Source organism: Achromobacter animicus (genome assembly GCF_902859585.1).
GTDB lineage: Bacteria > Pseudomonadota > Gammaproteobacteria > Burkholderiales > Burkholderiaceae_B > Achromobacter > Achromobacter animicus.
In genome coordinates this window covers 1-14,879 of the sequence record NZ_CADIJM010000011.1, presented here as the reverse complement: position 1 = coordinate 14,879, position 14,879 = coordinate 1, and the positions used below count along the sequence as shown (strand labels likewise).

15 protein-coding genes are annotated in these 14,879 nt (G+C 66.9%); 5 read left to right on the top strand and 10 right to left on the bottom strand.

What is annotated here, in order from left to right:
- Positions 1 to 71 precede the first annotated feature (71 nt).
- From HV681_RS21290 to HV681_RS21260, 7 genes are all read right to left on the bottom strand, one after another.
- On the bottom strand, positions 72 to 938 hold the full coding sequence (locus tag HV681_RS21290) for a D-amino acid aminotransferase (RefSeq protein WP_175124882.1): 867 nt from the start codon (positions 936 to 938) through the stop codon (positions 72 to 74).
- Between the two features lie 133 nt (positions 939 to 1,071).
- Positions 1,072 to 2,334, bottom strand: coding sequence for a D-alanyl-D-alanine carboxypeptidase family protein (locus HV681_RS21285; protein WP_175124881.1), 1,263 nt, complete (start codon positions 2,332 to 2,334; stop codon positions 1,072 to 1,074).
- Positions 2,335 to 2,486: 152 nt separating this feature from the next.
- The gene (locus HV681_RS21280; protein WP_175124880.1) at positions 2,487 to 3,140 is read right to left on the bottom strand and encodes an alpha/beta hydrolase; all 654 of its coding nucleotides are present in this window, start codon (positions 3,138 to 3,140) and stop codon (positions 2,487 to 2,489) included.
- 102 nt (positions 3,141 to 3,242) lie between these two features.
- Entirely contained in the window at positions 3,243 to 3,851 is a 609-nt protein-coding gene (locus tag HV681_RS21275) for an ABC-type transport auxiliary lipoprotein family protein (protein WP_175124879.1), read from the bottom strand.
- 5 nt (positions 3,852 to 3,856) lie between these two features.
- Positions 3,857 to 4,804, bottom strand: a complete 948-nt coding sequence (locus HV681_RS21270) for an MlaD family protein (protein WP_175124878.1) — start codon at positions 4,802 to 4,804, stop codon at positions 3,857 to 3,859.
- Complete coding sequence (locus tag HV681_RS21265) at positions 4,791 to 5,630, bottom strand: ABC transporter ATP-binding protein (RefSeq protein WP_175124877.1); 840 nt, start codon at positions 5,628 to 5,630, stop codon at positions 4,791 to 4,793. The genes HV681_RS21270 and HV681_RS21265 overlap by 14 nt, the downstream gene beginning before the upstream one ends.
- Positions 5,630 to 6,760 carry an MlaE family ABC transporter permease gene (locus tag HV681_RS21260; protein WP_175124994.1) on the bottom strand — a complete coding sequence of 377 codons (1,131 nt, stop codon included), beginning with the start codon at positions 6,758 to 6,760 and terminating at the stop codon, positions 5,630 to 5,632. The genes HV681_RS21265 and HV681_RS21260 overlap by 1 nt, the downstream gene beginning before the upstream one ends.
- Before the next feature lie 94 nt (positions 6,761 to 6,854).
- On the opposite strand from HV681_RS21260, the gene HV681_RS21255 reads away from it, so the two are divergent.
- The 3 genes from HV681_RS21255 to HV681_RS21245 are packed head-to-tail and all read left to right on the top strand — an operon-like array spanning position 6,855 to position 8,686.
- Positions 6,855 to 7,706, top strand: coding sequence for a biotin--[acetyl-CoA-carboxylase] ligase (locus HV681_RS21255; protein ID WP_175124876.1), 852 nt, complete (start codon positions 6,855 to 6,857; stop codon positions 7,704 to 7,706).
- The gene (locus HV681_RS21250) at positions 7,703 to 8,509 is read left to right on the top strand and encodes a type III pantothenate kinase (protein ID WP_175124875.1); all 807 of its coding nucleotides are present in this window, start codon (positions 7,703 to 7,705) and stop codon (positions 8,507 to 8,509) included. Before HV681_RS21255 ends, HV681_RS21250 begins: the two co-directional genes overlap by 4 nt.
- A gap of 12 nt (positions 8,510 to 8,521) precedes the next feature.
- Positions 8,522 to 8,686, top strand: coding sequence for a hypothetical protein (locus HV681_RS21245; protein WP_175124874.1), 165 nt, complete (start codon positions 8,522 to 8,524; stop codon positions 8,684 to 8,686).
- Here the strand turns inward: HV681_RS21245 and HV681_RS21240 are convergent.
- From HV681_RS21240 to HV681_RS21230, 3 genes are all read right to left on the bottom strand, one after another.
- Positions 8,683 to 9,972, bottom strand: a complete 1,290-nt coding sequence (locus HV681_RS21240; RefSeq protein ID WP_175124873.1) for a 3-deoxy-D-manno-octulosonic acid transferase — start codon at positions 9,970 to 9,972, stop codon at positions 8,683 to 8,685. The two genes, HV681_RS21245 and HV681_RS21240, sit on opposite strands and share 4 nt — an antisense overlap.
- Before the next feature lies 1 nt (position 9,973).
- Entirely contained in the window at positions 9,974 to 11,011 is a 1,038-nt protein-coding gene (waaC, locus tag HV681_RS21235) for a lipopolysaccharide heptosyltransferase I (RefSeq protein WP_175124872.1), read from the bottom strand.
- A gap of 158 nt (positions 11,012 to 11,169) precedes the next feature.
- Complete coding sequence (locus HV681_RS21230) at positions 11,170 to 12,273, bottom strand: MraY family glycosyltransferase (protein WP_175124871.1); 1,104 nt, start codon at positions 12,271 to 12,273, stop codon at positions 11,170 to 11,172.
- Positions 12,274 to 12,506: 233 nt separating this feature from the next.
- Here HV681_RS21230 and pgi point away from each other — a divergent pair, with 233 nt between their 5' ends.
- Both pgi and HV681_RS21220 read left to right on the top strand, forming a co-directional pair.
- Complete coding sequence (pgi, locus tag HV681_RS21225; RefSeq protein ID WP_175124870.1) at positions 12,507 to 14,099, top strand: glucose-6-phosphate isomerase; 1,593 nt, start codon at positions 12,507 to 12,509, stop codon at positions 14,097 to 14,099.
- Between the two features lie 92 nt (positions 14,100 to 14,191).
- Positions 14,192 to 14,761 carry an SRPBCC family protein gene (locus tag HV681_RS21220; RefSeq protein WP_175124869.1) on the top strand — a complete coding sequence of 190 codons (570 nt, stop codon included), beginning with the start codon at positions 14,192 to 14,194 and terminating at the stop codon, positions 14,759 to 14,761.
- Positions 14,762 to 14,879: the final 118 nt, after the last annotated feature.

The following is a 14,879-nucleotide window of genomic DNA, read 5'->3' as shown; positions in this document are numbered from 1 at the left end:
AGTGCCGGCGGGCGCCGTTGGGGCGGGCGGCCGGCCGGCATGCATTGCAGGCAGGCCGCCCCGCGCCAGGACTACAGCGCGGCGATGCGGGCATCATAACCCGCACGCAATTGCTCAAAAACAGGGCCGGGCTTGCCCGTACCCACGGGTTTCCCGTCCAGCGACACGATTGCCAGCACTTCCTTGGTAGCGGACGACAGCATCAGCTCGTCGGCCTGCTCCACCTCTTCTTGCGAGATCCGGCGCGACTCGAACGGGATGCCGGCCTCGGCGGCCAGTTCGCCCATCAGGCCGTAGCGGATGCCTTCGAGGATCAGGTTGTTCTTGGGCGGGGCCAGCAGCTTGCCGCCGGAGACCACCCAGATATTGGTGGACGCGCCTTCCGTCAGGTAGCCGTCGCGGAACTGCAGGACCTCGTCGACGTGGGCGTCCACGGCCTGCTGCTTGGCCAGCACGTTGCCCAGCAAGGACACGGACTTGATCTCGCAGTGCAGCCAGCGCTCGTCGGGGATGCTGATGGCGGACAGGCCTTGTTCGCGCTGCGCGGCAGGCGGCGGGGACCAGGGCGCGATCATGCCGAACACCGTGGGCGTGACGGCCGGCATGGGGAACGGATGGTCGCGCTTGGCCACGCCGCGCGTCACCTGCAGGTAGACGATGCAGGTGTCGAGGTTGGAGCGGTCGAGCAGCTGCTGGATCAGGTCGATCCACCCGCTGCGGTCGAACGGCGGCGCGATGCGCAAGGCAGCCAGGCTGCGATCAAGGCGGTCGAGGTGTTCGGCCATGCGAAACGCATTGCCTTGGTACACGGGGACGACTTCGTAGATGCCGTCGCCGAAAATGAAGCCGCGGTCCAGGACGGAGACCTTGGCCTCGTCCACGCGCAGGAATTCACCGTTGAGATACACCTGGCTTTCGCCCGGCACGCCCGGAATCATGAGGCACTCCTGAATTTGAAATGGAACAGGGACGAGCCGCGCGGCTCGCCCCCGAAGAATGCAAAACGGGCGTTTCGCGCACGAAACGCCCGCTGCTAGCTTACACCCGCGGCTGCGGCCGCGGGGCGCCGATTTACTGGAACCAGCGCTTGACGGTGTCGACCATGCGGCCAAAGAAGCCGGCACGTTCGACGGCGTCCTGCACCACCAGCGGTTCGGTGCGCAGCACCTTGCCGTCCAGCGTGAATTGCAGCGTGCCGACCTGCTGGCCCTTGGCCAGCGGCGCGATGAGCGGATCGGTGCGCTGCGCGACCGGCTTCAATTCACCCGCCTTGCCGCGCGGCACGGCGATGGACACCGGGTTGGGCGGACCGAGCTTGACGTTTTCGGCGGTGCCTTCCCAGACGCGGGCGTCGATGCCGGGCTGGCTCTTGTCGAACAGCTTGACCGTGTCGAAGTTCTGGAAGCTCCAGTTCAGGAGCTTGAGGCTTTCTTCGGCGCGCGTCGCTTCGCTGTCGGTGCCCACCACGACCACCAGGATGCGGCGATCACCGCGCACGGCCGTCGACACTAGGCAGTAGCCGGCCGAATCCGTGTGACCGGTCTTCATGCCGTCCACCGACGGATCGGCCCACAGCAGGCGGTTGCGGTTGGGCTGCGTAATCTTGTTGTAGGTGTAGCTCTTCTGCTTGTAGTAGTGGAAGAAGTCCGGGTGATCGGTGATCAGGTGCGCGGACAGCGTGGCCAGATCGCGCGTGGAGGTCATGTGCTGCGGATCAGGCAGACCCGTGGCATTCATGAAGTGCGTGTTCTTCATGCCCAGGCGATCGGCTTCCTGGTTCATCAGCGCGGCAAAGGCGGACTCGCTGCCGCCCACGGCTTCGGCCAGGGCCACCGAGGCGTCGTTGCCCGATTGCACGATCATGCCCTGGTTCAGTTCGTCCACCGTGACCGGCTTGCGCGGTTCGATGAACATGCGCGAACCGCCCGTGCGCCAGGCGTGCTCGGACACCGGCACGGTCTGCTCCAGCGTCAGGCGCTTTTCTTCCAGTGCGTTGAACACGACGTAAGCCGTCATGATCTTGGTGAGCGAGGCCGGCTCGACCTTCATGTCGGGATTGGAAGCGGCCAGCGTCTGGCCGCTGTTCACGTCGACGACGATCCAGGCCTTGGCCGCGATGGTGGGCGCCGGGACGGCCGAGACGTCGCCGACGGGCACCGCGCCGGTCGGCGACGGAGCCGGTGCCGTCGCGGCCGGCGCGGCGGCGGGTGCGGCTGGCGCCTGCTGCGCCCAAGCTGGCAGGGAGGCCGCCAGCATCGCTGACAACACCGCGCCTGAAATGATGCGACGGGTAAAGACAACGGGGGATTGAGCGGAGTGAGGCAATTTCTTCATCGGCAACGTGGGTCCAGGAATGACGCCCGCCGGCGCGGGGCAAGTGGCTGACAATTATAGGCAGTCGATCAGACCCATCCCGGCCGCGTGGGGTTCCCTGCGCGCCTAAAACATGCAACCTGATGCAACCTGCGAACTGCCAGGAGGCCGGATCAGTCCAGCGCAACCTTCAAACGGGCCTGCACCAGCTGGCGCAGCACGAGCAGCTTGCCGTGGAAGAAATGCGAGGCGCCCGGCACCACCACCACCGGAATCGAACGCGGCCGCGCCCAGTCCATGGCTTCGGACAGCGGCACCACTTCGTCTTCTTCGCCGTGCACCAGCAGCGTGTCGTCGGGCACCTGCACTTCGTGCGACTGAAAGCGGTTGACGGCCGGGCCCATCAGCATCAGCGCCGACGGCAGCACGGCTTCGCCCGCATCGGCCAGCGCGGCGTAGGTTTGCGCGGCAACGGCGGTGCCGAACGAAAAGCCCGCCAGCACCCACGGCGCCTGCGCCAGTTCGGGGTGCAGTTCGCGCATCTGCGCGACCACGGCCAGCATGTCCTGCGTCTCGCCGACGGACTTGTCGAACGTGCCTTCCGATTGGCCGACGCCGCGGAAGTTGGGGCGCACCGCCACCAGGCCGTGCTGCACGCAGGCGCGCGACAGGGTCGTGACCACCTTGTTTTCGCGCGCGCCGCCCTGCAGCGGATGCGGATGCAGCACCAGCGCCCAGCCGCGCGGCGTGTCGGCGGGCCAGTCGATGGCGCAATCGATGCGGCCGGCGGCGCCGGTGAAAGCGTGGGTTTCAGTGCGTGCGGACATGGCGGAACTCAACGTGCGGAAAAAAGAAACGATGTTAACCGCCCGGCCCGCCCGGCGAAATGCCGGTTGACCGCAACCGGCGCGCAGCGGCGCGAGCTGACGCTACTTTCCGCGCGAGGCGGCTGCGGCGGGCGGCCGCAAGGTGGCGGCAAGCCATTGCGCGAGCTGATCGCTCGCCTCGTCGGTGGCCTGGCGCAGCGCCGCGACGCCCCCTTCGGCATCCTGCGTGGGCGCGGGCGCGGCCACCAGAATGCGCTTCTGGTCCACGACGTTGCGCCCATCCAGCAGCACCGCCTGCAGCAGGACGCGTCCCTGGCTCGACTGGCCGTCTTCGGAGAAAACCTGCTCGAACTGCGCCAGCGAGACCTGCAACTGCGGCGTCTGCAACGTGACGCGGTCACTCAGCACCGCGCCTTGGCGCGACAGGCGGTCGGTGATGCGCTGCCGGACGAGGTCGGCGGGCGACGCGGCCCAGCGGTACGTGGCATAGGAACGCGGCGCGGCGCTGTCGCCCACGCGCCAGATCATGCCAGTGTCGGTCAGACCGGGGGCCGATTGGAACGTCAGCGCGATCGGATCGCGGGCCGGCAAGGCCGGCACGGGCCGCGCGTCCAGCCCCAAGTCGAACAGCGTGGGCGGCGCGTCCACGCGGCCGATGCTGCATCCCGCAAGGGCCAGGGTCAGAATCAGAATGGCGCTGCGCATCTTCATGAGGTCTATCTCCGGAATCCGGCAAAACCGGGTTCGCCGGGTCCCGGCGCGATGGGCGGGGGACCGAACAGGAACGATTGCGGCGTGTTGTCCACACGGCGCAGGGTGATGGCGGCGCCACGCGCGGCCGTGCTGACGTCGTTCGCCATGGTGGTGAAGGCCGGCAGGGTCTCGCCGTCCAGCCGCGCGGCGGCCAGGGCGATGTCGTTCAGGCTGCGCGTGGCAACCGCCAGCGGGCCGTCGGGCGCATTCAGGCGCGCCAGCGACTGACGGGCCTGCTGGGCCAGGTCGCCGATCTCGCGCGCGGCGCGGTCGGCCTGACGCGACGTGCTGTTCAGCGAATCCATCAGCGGACCCAGCTTGGCCAGCGTGGGCGCGAGGTCGCGGCTGGCTTCCTTCAGGGACAGCGAGATGTCGTTGGCGTTCTGCAGGCTGGCCGTGAGCGCCTGCACGTTCTGTTCGCTCAGCACGCGCTTCAATTGTTCGGTCGCGACTTCGACGTTGGAGATCAGCTGGTCACCGCGCTTTTCGATGCGGTCCAGAAAGCCCGGACGCAGCGGAATGGCCGCCGGATGCTCGGCGGTGGAGGTCAGGCGCTTGAGCGACGAGCCGTCGTCGCGCAGGTCCACGTTGGCCATGCCGGTCACGCCCTGCACGCCCAGCTCGGCCCACGTCGATTCGGTGATCGGCGTGTTGGGCGCCACACCGATGCGGATGCGCACCTGCCCGGGCTTGTTGGGATTGAGCGCCAGCGACTGCACGCGGCCCACGGGCACGCCCTGATAGCGCACGGCCGATTGCGGGTTCAGGCCGGTGACGGCCGTGGCCGAGATGATTTCGTATGGCTGCAGTTGCGTCCGGTCGCGGCCAATCCAGATGGCCGTCAACGTCGCGGCAGCCAGCAGGACCAGCGTGAAGATACCGGCCATGAGCGCATGACTACGGTTTTCCATGGTGCATTCCCTTCGGTGCCAGATCTCCCAGCGCGCGCAGACCGCGCTCGCCCAGGAAGAATGTATGTATGAACGGGTGATCGAACTTCAGGACTTCAGGCACCGTGTCGCAAATGATCACCCGCTTCTCGGCCAGCACGGCCACGCGCGTGGCCAGCGCCAGCAGCGTGTCCAGGTCGTGCGTCACCATGACGACGGTAAAGCCAAGCTGCCGGTGCAGGCTGCGCACCAGGTCCACGAATTCGTCGGACCGCAGCGGATCGAGCCCGGCCGTGGGCTCATCAAGGAACAGCAATTCCGGGTCCAGCGATAGCGCGCGCGCCAGCGCTACGCGCTTGACCATGCCGCCCGACAGGTCCGACGGGCGCTTGTCCGCATCGCGCGACGACAGGCCCACCATGGCCAACCGGCACATGACGACGTCGCGCACCAGGTCTTCCGGCACCGTGCGCAGTTCGCGCAAGGGCAGCGCCACATTGTCGAACACCGACAGCGCCGAGAACAGCGCGCCCGCCTGAAACAGCATGCCCCAGCGGTATGACAGGCGCCGGCGCTCTCCCGCCGTCAATTCCGACAGCGTGTGACCCAGCACCTTCACCGTGCCTGCCGCCGGCACGTCCAGTCCGATGATCTGCCGCAGCAGCACCGTCTTGCCCGTGCCCGAACCGCCGACCAGCACCAGGATCTCGCCCGGAAACACCGTCAGGTCCAGATTGTCGTGCACGACATGGTCGCCAAACGCGGTTCGCAGGCCGCGCACGGTAATGACCGGCTCGACGGTCACGCCCTCTTCGGTGAACAGCCGATTCTGCGTGGCGTTGTTCATCAGATGCCCACCGAACTGAAAATGACCGCGTACACCGCATCCAGCAGAATCACGCCCGTGATCGACGTAACCACCGACGTAGTGGTGCCGCGGCCGAGGCTTTCGGTGTTGGGTTGGATGCGCAGGCCGAAATGGCAGGCGATGAGCGCGATCAGGATGCCGAAGGTCACGCCCTTCAGCATGCCGATCCAGTAATTGGTCAGCGTGATCGCATCAGGCAGCGACTGCAGGAACCACTGCGCGGACACGCCCAGTTGCGCCTGCGCCGCCAGCATGCCGCCCAGCAGCGCCATCGCGCTGGTCCACAGCACCAGCAGCGGCATCGTGATCGCCAGCGCCACCACGCGCGGCAGGATCAGCCGCTGGCCGTGCGAAATGCCCATGACCAGCATGGCGTCCAGTTCCTGTGTGACCCGCATCACGCCGATCTGCGCCGTGATCGCAGACCCCGAACGCCCGGCCACCAGAATGGCCGCCAGCACGGGGCCCAGCTCGCGCACGATGGACACGCCCAGAAGACGCACGATGAAGCGGTCTGCGCCGAACATCTGCAGCTGCTGCGCCGACAGGTAGGACAGCACCACGCCGATCAGAAAGCCCACCAGCGCCGTGATGCCCAGCGCCTGAGCGCCGGTCCGGTACACCTGCGCGGAGATTTCGCGCCACGGGCCCAGCCAGGGCCGGCGCAGCATGGCGCCCACGTCCAGCACCAGTTGGCCCAGCATGATGAGCAGCGCCTTGCCGTTCTCAGCGGCCCGCAGGATCGCACCGCCCATGGCGCGCACCCATGTCCAGGTTTCGGGCTTGGCGGCGGGCGCGGGCGTCTCGCCCTTGTTCATCGCCAGCGCGTTGAAGACGTCCTGCTGCCCCGCGCCCCAGCGCACGCGCTCGGGGAGCTTTTCACCCCACGCCTGCCAGATGATCAGCGCGCCGATCGTGTCCAGCCGATGGATCGCGTGCATGTCCCAGCGCGCGCCTTCCTTGGCCGCCCGCGCGAGCGCCGCGCGTCTGCGTTCCACTTCGCCCGACTCGGCCAGCGCCAGGACGCTCCAGTCGCCGCCGACGTGGCAGACCCCGCCTTCATGGCGGAAAGGCGCGGCGGCGGTCGCAAGCAATGCGGAATGCGGCATGTCGTCGGGGTGCGGATGCAAAAATGTATCGCCAATCATAAACGCAGGGGGGCTGCGGCCGCGAGCGCGGCCCGCGTGCCCTACAATCGCGGCCATGCCCGCCCCCGTTTGCCCCATCGACCTCCCCGCCCCGGAAACGCTTGCCCGGACGCTGGCGCAGCGCCTGCCCGCCTTCCAGGACGTCACCTGGACCGGCAGCACCGGATCGACCAATGCCGACCTGCTGGCGCGCGCGCGCACCGGTGCCGGCGCGGGCAAGCCCTGGCTCTTGGGCACGCATCAGCAGGATGCCGGCCGCGGCCGCGCGGGCCGCCCGTGGCAGAACCGCTCGGGCTCCACGCTGATGTTCTCGTGCGCCTTTGACGTGCACCTGCCCGCCATGCAGCTGGCGGCACTATCGCCGCTTGCCGGCGTGGCCGCCTGCGAAGCGCTGCGCACCGTCGCCGGGCCGGGTTCGCATGGCCTGTGCATGAAATGGTCCAACGACATTCAATGGCACGACGCCAAGCTGGCGGGCATCCTCGTCGAGACCACCCGCAATCCGGGCGGCCGCGACACCGGCTACACCGTGGTGATCGGCATGGGCGTCAATCTTGCCGATGCGGCCGAACTGTCGCTGGCGCTGGGCCGCGAGATTGCGGACTGGACGCAGGTGCAGGCCGGTGCAGACCGCGCCGCCGTGGCTGCAGACCTGATCTGCGCCAGCGCCGCGGCGTGGCACGAGGCGGTCCGCACGCTGGAACGCGACGGCTTCGGCGCATTCCGACAGCGCTTCGACCAGGTGGACGCGCTCGCGGGCCGCAAGGTGAACGTGCTGGACAAGGGCGCTATTCTTTTAAGCGGCACCGCCTGTGGCGTGGACGAGCAAGGCCGCCTGCTGGTGCAAACGCCCGAGGGCGCCACACCGATCTCGGTCGGTGAAATTTCGATTCGACGCCAAGCATGATTATTCTCATCGACTCCGGCAACAGCCGCCTCAAAGTGGGTTGGCTGGACGCCACCAATCCGGACATGCCGCGCGAGCCCGCGGCCGTCGCCTTCGACGGCCTGGACCTGAACGCGCTGGATGACTGGCTTGCCGCCCTGCCCCGGCCGCCGCGGCGCGCGCTGGGCGTGAATGTCGCTGGCGCGGCGCGCGGCGACGCCATCGCGACCATCCTGCAAAAGCACGGCTGCACCGTCAACTGGTCGCCTTCGCAGGCAACGACGCTGGGCCTGGTCAACAGCTATCGCACGCCCACGCAGCTGGGCGCCGACCGCTGGGCCTCGCTGCTCGGCGTGCTGTCGCGCCTGCCCGGCACTCACCCGCCGTTCGTGCTGGCCAGCTTCGGCACCGCCACCACCATCGACACCGTCGGACCGGACAACGTCTTTGCGGGCGGCCTGATCCTGCCCGGCCCGGCCATGATGCGCACGTCGCTTGCCCACGGCACGGCCAACCTCCCCATCGCCAACGGCCAGGTCGTGCCCTATCCCACCGACACGCACGAGGCCATCGCCTCCGGCATCGCCGCTGCGCAGGCCGGCGCGGTCGTGCGCCAATGGCTGGCGGGCCGCCAGCGCTACGGCCAGACCCCGCAGATCTACGCGGCCGGCGGCGGCTGGCCCGAAGTCCACCAGGAAATCGAACGGCTGCTGGCTGACGCGGGCGGGGCCTTCGGCGCCACGCCGGTTCCCGTTTACCTGGACCACCCGGTCCTGGACGGATTGGCCGCCGTGGCGCGCGCCACCTTGAACACCACTCCCTGACGAAGGTCCGGCATGCGCGTGCTCTTTATCCTGATCCTGTTGGCGAACCTGGGCGTCTATGCGCTGGGACAAGGCTGGCTGGGCGCCCGGCCCGAAGACGAAGGCCGCGATGGGCGGCGATTCAGCCAGGAATTGAATCCGGGCGCGGTGACGTTGGCGCCGCGTAAAACGCCTTAACGGCCCGGCGCCGCTCCGTCCAGCCAGGGTCCCAACGCATCCATCGTCCGCCCGGTGGCGCCCGCATGCTGGTCGAACCAAGCCCTCGCGGCCTTGCTCGCCAGCTGCCTGCGCGGCGTGTCCCGCAGCAGCGCGATTGCCGCGTGCACCGCCTGCGCCGGATCCTCGGCGCGCAGCGCGGCGCCGGCCTCGATGGCGTCTTCCGCCGCCTGCTTGAAATTGAACGTGTGCGGCCCGACGATGACGGGCACGCCCGCCGCGCAGGCTTCGATCAGGTTCTGGCCACCCAGCGGCGCAAAGCTGCCCGCCACGATCGCCACATCCGAAGCTGCGTAATAAAACGCCATCTCGCCCAGCGAATCCCCAAGCAGCACGGCGGCGTCCGGTGGCGCAAGCGTGCCTTCCGAACGGCGCACAAAACCGAATTTCGCGTCCGACAGCAGGCGCGCAGCTTCGTCAAAGCGCTGGGGATGACGTGGGATCAACAAAAAAAGCGGCGCGCCCCGCGCTGCTGCCTGACGTTTGATCGCCTCGATGAACGGCGCGTCCTCACCCTCGCGCGTGCTGGCGACCGCAACCACCTGGCGCCCGAGCTGTGCCCGCCACGCGCGTCCCGCCTCTACCTGAGCGGGCGGCAGCACCAGATCGAACTTGAGATTGCCGGTCACAACCGCCGCCGGCGCACCCGCCTCGGCGAGCCGCCCGGCATCTTCCGCCGTCTGCGCCAACACCATGTCCAGCCCGGCCAGGGCCTCGCGCATCACGCGGCCCATCCGGCGCGCCTGGCGCAGCGACGACGCGGAATAACGCGCGCTGACCAGCGCCATGGGCACCCGCGCCTGCCGCGCGGCGGCCAGCAGGTTGGGCCAGATCTCGCGTTCCATCAAGAGGCCGCAGCGCGGCCGGTGCGCCGCCAGGAAGCGGCGGGTCGCGCCCGGAAAATCGTAGGGCAGCCATGCCTGCCGCAGTTGCCCCCGCGCGATGGCATCCTTGAACAGGCGCTCGCCCTCCGCGCGGCCGGTCGCCGTCGTGTGCGTGAGCAACACCGGCAGGCCGCGCGCCAGCAGTGCGTTCAAGAGCGGCAGCGCGGCTCGCGTCTCGCCCAGACTGACGGCATGCATCCAGACCGGGTTGTCCGGCAGCACGGTGGCCGGATCAGGGCGCCCAAAGCGTTCGGGAGAGAAGATTTCCCAGCGGCCCCCGGCGCGCTTGGCGCGGCGGGCCATCCATAGCCAGATCAGCGGCGCGAGCGCCCGAAGCCCCAGCGTGTAGACGCCGCGGTTCATGTCACTGCGCGGCGAGCGCCTGCTCGACCGACGCCATGACGGCCTCGCGCGACGGCGAGGCGCCGCGGTCGCCCAGGCTGGCGGTGTAGTTGGACCCGACCAGGGGGGTGCGCACGGGCGTCGAGGCCCGGTAGATGCCGATCGTGGGACGGCCCAGCGCGGCTGAGAGGTGCGTCAGGCCGCTGTCCAGGCCCACCATCAGGCGGGCGCCGGCCAGCAGCTTGGCCACGGCGGACAGATCCATGCGGGGCATGACCTCGGCCCCCTCCATGCCGGCCACCAGCAGCTGGGCGCGCTCGGCTTCCTGGTCGTTGCCGGCCAGCAGCTTCAGCGTGCAGCCGGCCTCGCGCAGGCGGCGGAACACCACGCGCCAGTCTTCCTCGGGCCACAGTTTGTCGTCACGGCTGGCCGACGGCATGATCACCGCATAGCCGCGGTCAGTGTCCAGATGATGCAGCCGCGGCAGCTCGGCGGCGTTCAGACCGCCGCTGCCGACTTCGACGACCGGCTCGGGCGCCTGGGTCGCCTGGCGCGCAAACGCCTGCAAGCCAAAATCGGGCAAGCCGGCATGCTGATAGCCGAACGTCAGCCCGGCCAGCTTGCGCTGACGGATCACCGCGGGCTGCCAAAATTCGACGCGATGACGCACGTTGTAGAACAGCGAGGCCAGCGGCTCGCGCGCGGACCGCCAGTCCAGCCCATGCTTGACGCCCTGCGTCTGACGCACCAGCCACGCCGATTTCAGCAGGGCCTGCATGTCCAGGACCACGTCGTAGCGCACGGCCCGCAGGCGCTCGCGCAGCGCGCGCCGCTCGGCGCGCACTTGGGCAGACCACCACGACTTACGCCAGCGCCGGTGCGCGACCTTGATGATTTCGTTGACGGCGGGATGCCACGACGGGATCTCGGCGAAGGCTTCCTCGACGACCCAGTCGATCTGCGCGTCCGGCACATGCCGGGCGATATCCGTGATCGCAGGCAGCATGTGGACAAGGTCGCCCAGGGAGGACGTGCGAACGATGAGAATTCGTGTGGGCATGGACAAGGATTGGTGCAGGGAGCCGCGCTCGACCCGATGAGAGCAGACACCGATCAACGCAGCCGGAACTTTACATCAACAATGGCAATTGCTGCGCACGCCAGCGCATCCTTTGTCGTGCCGTTCCGGGCAAGCTGGGGCAGAACACCAAATCGGGATTATGACCGCTTCTTTTTCTTCAAGATCATCCACTTTGGCATTCGGAACAAAACCAGGCGGCGGTACAACACGACATACGTCGTCGAGAAAATGCCTGTAAACAGCATCAGCAGCCAGGGATTCTGCCAAAAAAGCACCGCGGGGATAACTGCCAGCGACGAGAGCAGCCACAGGTACGGCGACGTCATTGAATTACGTTGCGTCTGATGCCGCATTTCACGCGAACCGATGGCCCAGCGGACCAGGCGTTTGTAGATCAGCATATGCAAGTGCACGCCATCCGGCGCGCCTGGCGAGCGCCCCCGGAGGAATTTCTTGCGGTAGATGGAGAAGAGCGTCTCGAACACCGGATAGATGCACAACAGCAGGGGGAACCAGGCGGAGACGTAGGGATGCCGCGCGAGCATCAATACGGACAGTTCACCGATGATGAATCCGAGGAGATATGCGCCACCATCACCAAGGAAAATATGGCCGTGCGGAAAATTCCAGACCAGGAAGCCGATGACGGCGCCCAAGGTGCTCAGGGCAACAATCAGAAGGAAGCGGTCACCCAGGTAAAACGATACGTACGCAAAACCCGCCAATATCATTGCGGACACCACGGCGGCCAAGCCGTTATATCCGTCGATAATGTTTATCGCATTGGCGGCGCCGCCGATGGCGACGGAAGTAAATACCAGCGAAATCACCCCGAATTGCAGCAGCCAGTCCACGCCGATAATGTCGACACGCGTCACTTCAGCGCCCAATAGATAAAACGCTGCAGCACCCGAGAGCATCGCAAGTCCCAGCCGGACAAGCACTCTCACTCTTTTCGTCAGGTCCTCGGCAAATCCGCCAAGAAAAGCGGGCATGCCTGCCGCAAGCAAAAGAACCAGATTCGGGAGTACATCGGGTTCGCGCACGGCGACCAACGCGCAAGTCACGCCGGAAGCAACAAGCAGGGACAAGCCGCCGATGCGCGGCACGGGGACTGCATGGTACTTCTGCACCCCTTCAAGATCGTGATCGGCCGTCAGTCCATCGTGCCAGGCGCGGTAGCGAACGATCAGCAAGGTCGAAATGAGCGAAACCAGGAACGCTACGAGGACGTACAGCATGGAAGGGCGCCTAAAAAGTTAGGCGAATTGTAGCGTCAGACGCATTTGTGTAATGAACTTAAGACAGACAGGTTTACAAATGAACGGATACGTTGCGCACAAAAAAAATGGGGCGCGCATAGACACTAGCCAAACAGCTAAACTGCGGACCTTTCCCAACGGCAAGAAAGTTCGGGCGACGATTCGGGCGACCCGCTGCCTCGACTCCAGCACCAAGACGCATTCCCAAGAATATGCACCCTTTCAAGCCCGCTGAACACGCAAGCCTGCTGCAACTGCCCGAATGGAAGGCATTTTCCGAAGCCGTCCTGGAAGGCGCGTTTTGTACTGACGCGCTGCACCTCGTGCAGGCTGCCGACCTGACCGTTGACTTGAGCGCGCATGTCGACTCGCCCGCCGCGCGGCAGGCCGGCGCCGCCCTGCTTCACGCACGCGGCTTCGACACCGCGCGCAAGGCCTTGCTGGCGGGCGAGCCTGTCAACATGACCGAGGATCGGGCTGCGTGGCACACGATGCTGCGCGCGCGTCAGCCTATCGCGGAAGTCGCCCACGAACACCAGCGCGTGCGCGACTTCGTGCAGGACGCCGATGCGCACCGCAAATGGAAGTCCATCATCCATATCGGCATCGGCGGCAGCGACTGGGGCGTGCGCCTGGCCACAGACGCGTGCGGTGGCTACGGCTGCCGCCGTGACCTCAAGTTCGTCGCCAATATCGACGGCCACGCGATCGAGGACGCAGTCCTGGGCATGGACCCCCGCGAAACGCTTGTGGTGGTGACGTCCAAGTCGTTCACGACGGCCGAGACGCTGGCGAACCTGCGGCGCGCGGTGCAGTGGCTGGCCGATGCGGGCATAGAGAATCCTTACGACCATGTGGTCGCCATCACTGCCAAGCCGGCGGCGGCGGCCAAGATCGGCATTCCCGAAAACCAGACCTTCCAGTTCTGGGACTGGGTGGGGGGCCGCTACTCGCTTTGGTCGGCAGTCGGCCTGCCGGTTGCGCTGGCCGTGGGCCTGGACGTGATCGAGGGCATCCGCGCCGGCGCCGCCGCGATGGACGACCACTTCGCCCAGGCCGACATCGCCGACAACGCCCCGGTGCAGCTCGCGCTGGCCGGCATCGCCAACCGCAGCGTGCTCGGCTACGGCTCACTGAGCATTGCCGCCTACGACGCCCGCCTGCAATACCTGGCCCCCTATCTGCAGCAGCTCGACATGGAGTCGCTCGGCAAATCCGTGGATATTGCCGGCCGGCCCGTGGGCGTGCCCACCGGTCCTTCGGTCTGGGGCATGCCGGGCACGGACGGGCAGCACACGTTCTTCCAGTGGCTGCACCAAGGCACGGACGGCGCGGCGGTCGATTTCATCATGTGCCGCGAAGCCGACCATCAATGGGTCGAGGAACACGCCATGCTGCTGGCCAATTGCCTCGCGCAGCGCCAGACGTTGCTGCGGGGCACATCGATCGACGCGGATGAGGCGGCGCTGAAGGCGCAAGGTATGCCGGAAGCCGATGCGCAATGGCTTGCCCGCCACCGCCACCATCAGGGCGGCCGGCCCTCGACGTTGATCGTGCTTCCACGCCTGACGCCCGAGGCGCTCGGCGCCTTGCTCGCGCTTTACGAGCACAAGGTCTTCGTGCAAGCGCTGGTCTGGGGCATCAACCCTTTCGACCAATGGGGTGTCGAAGCCGGCAAGAAGATGGCCAGCGGCATCCTGCGCGAACTCCATGGCGAACCGCAGGCGCCGTCGCACGACCAATCCACTCGGCACTGGATCTCGCTGCTGGCAGGTGACCGGCAGGACCGCGACAACCACGATTGACCGCCTGGCCCGGCAGGGTTTTGTCCCCGAGATAGCCAAACCCGCCTTTTGGGCACAGAATGCACATAAAGCGTTTCTACAAGGAGACAGCCATGCGCATTGCCGATGCCCAATGGATTCCTTCGACGCAGCACCAGACATGGGATGCGTTGACCGACCCGCGAGTGTTACAGAAATGCATTCCCGGGTGTGTCGAAGTCGCCATGCGCAGTCCGACCGAATATGCGGTCACGCTGCGCGCCAAGATCGCCGGCATCGACACCGACTACGAAGGCGAGATCCTGCTCTCCGACATGAACGCCCCCGACAGCTGCACGCTGGTGTTCGAAGGCAAGGGGCGCGCCGCCTGCCTGGCGATCGGCACGGCGCAGGTCAACCTGACCACCAAGGACCAAGGCACCCGCGTGGCCTACACGGTGGCGGGCATGGCGGGCGGCAAGCTGGGCGAATGCGGGGAAGGCGTTCTCTTGAAGGCCGGCGAGAAGATCATCGAGAAGTTCTTCGCGTCCTTCATCGACCACATGGCGGCACAGCCCCGGATCGCGCCCCCTCCCCCGCCTCCCGAACCAGAAGCGCGAGGCCTTTCGAATTCACGCTGGTCCTGGATGCTGGTCGTGCTGGTCATCGCGGTTTTCTGGGGATACCACACGTTTTACAAGTGATAACCCTAGACATTATGGTCGCTCGTTAATCGGAAGGCGGCTCGTCTCCTGTATCGTGGATTGCGCTCTCCAGGAGAGCGCCGAGCCACATGCGGCGGGGCAAGCCAGCCGCAAACCG

Excerpts from the sequence above, each read along its gene's own strand:
- HV681_RS21250 (WP_175124875.1), top strand. The coding sequence starts at position 7,703 with ATGATTATTCTCATCGACTCCGGCAACAGCCGCCTCAAAGTGGGTTGG.
- HV681_RS21280 (WP_175124880.1), bottom strand. The coding sequence starts at position 3,140 with ATGTCCGCACGCACTGAAACCCACGCTTTCACCGGCGCCGCCGGCCGC.
- HV681_RS21290 (WP_175124882.1), bottom strand. The coding sequence starts at position 938 with ATGATTCCGGGCGTGCCGGGCGAAAGCCAGGTGTATCTCAACGGTGAA.
- HV681_RS21265 (WP_175124877.1), bottom strand. The coding sequence starts at position 5,630 with ATGAACAACGCCACGCAGAATCGGCTGTTCACCGAAGAGGGCGTGACC.
- HV681_RS21220 (WP_175124869.1), top strand. The coding sequence starts at position 14,192 with ATGCGCATTGCCGATGCCCAATGGATTCCTTCGACGCAGCACCAGACA.
- HV681_RS21270 (WP_175124878.1), bottom strand. The coding sequence starts at position 4,804 with ATGGAAAACCGTAGTCATGCGCTCATGGCCGGTATCTTCACGCTGGTC.
- HV681_RS21260 (WP_175124994.1), bottom strand. The coding sequence starts at position 6,760 with ATGCCGCATTCCGCATTGCTTGCGACCGCCGCCGCGCCTTTCCGCCAT.
- HV681_RS21230 (WP_175124871.1), bottom strand. The coding sequence starts at position 12,273 with ATGCTGTACGTCCTCGTAGCGTTCCTGGTTTCGCTCATTTCGACCTTG.
- HV681_RS21285 (WP_175124881.1), bottom strand. The coding sequence starts at position 2,334 with ATGAAGAAATTGCCTCACTCCGCTCAATCCCCCGTTGTCTTTACCCGT.
- waaC (WP_175124872.1), bottom strand. The coding sequence starts at position 11,011 with ATGCCCACACGAATTCTCATCGTTCGCACGTCCTCCCTGGGCGACCTT.
- HV681_RS21245 (WP_175124874.1), top strand. The coding sequence starts at position 8,522 with ATGCGCGTGCTCTTTATCCTGATCCTGTTGGCGAACCTGGGCGTCTAT.
- HV681_RS21275 (WP_175124879.1), bottom strand. The coding sequence starts at position 3,851 with ATGAAGATGCGCAGCGCCATTCTGATTCTGACCCTGGCCCTTGCGGGA.
- HV681_RS21255 (WP_175124876.1), top strand. The coding sequence starts at position 6,855 with ATGCCCGCCCCCGTTTGCCCCATCGACCTCCCCGCCCCGGAAACGCTT.
- pgi (WP_175124870.1), top strand. The coding sequence starts at position 12,507 with ATGCACCCTTTCAAGCCCGCTGAACACGCAAGCCTGCTGCAACTGCCC.
- HV681_RS21240 (WP_175124873.1), bottom strand. The coding sequence starts at position 9,972 with ATGAACCGCGGCGTCTACACGCTGGGGCTTCGGGCGCTCGCGCCGCTG.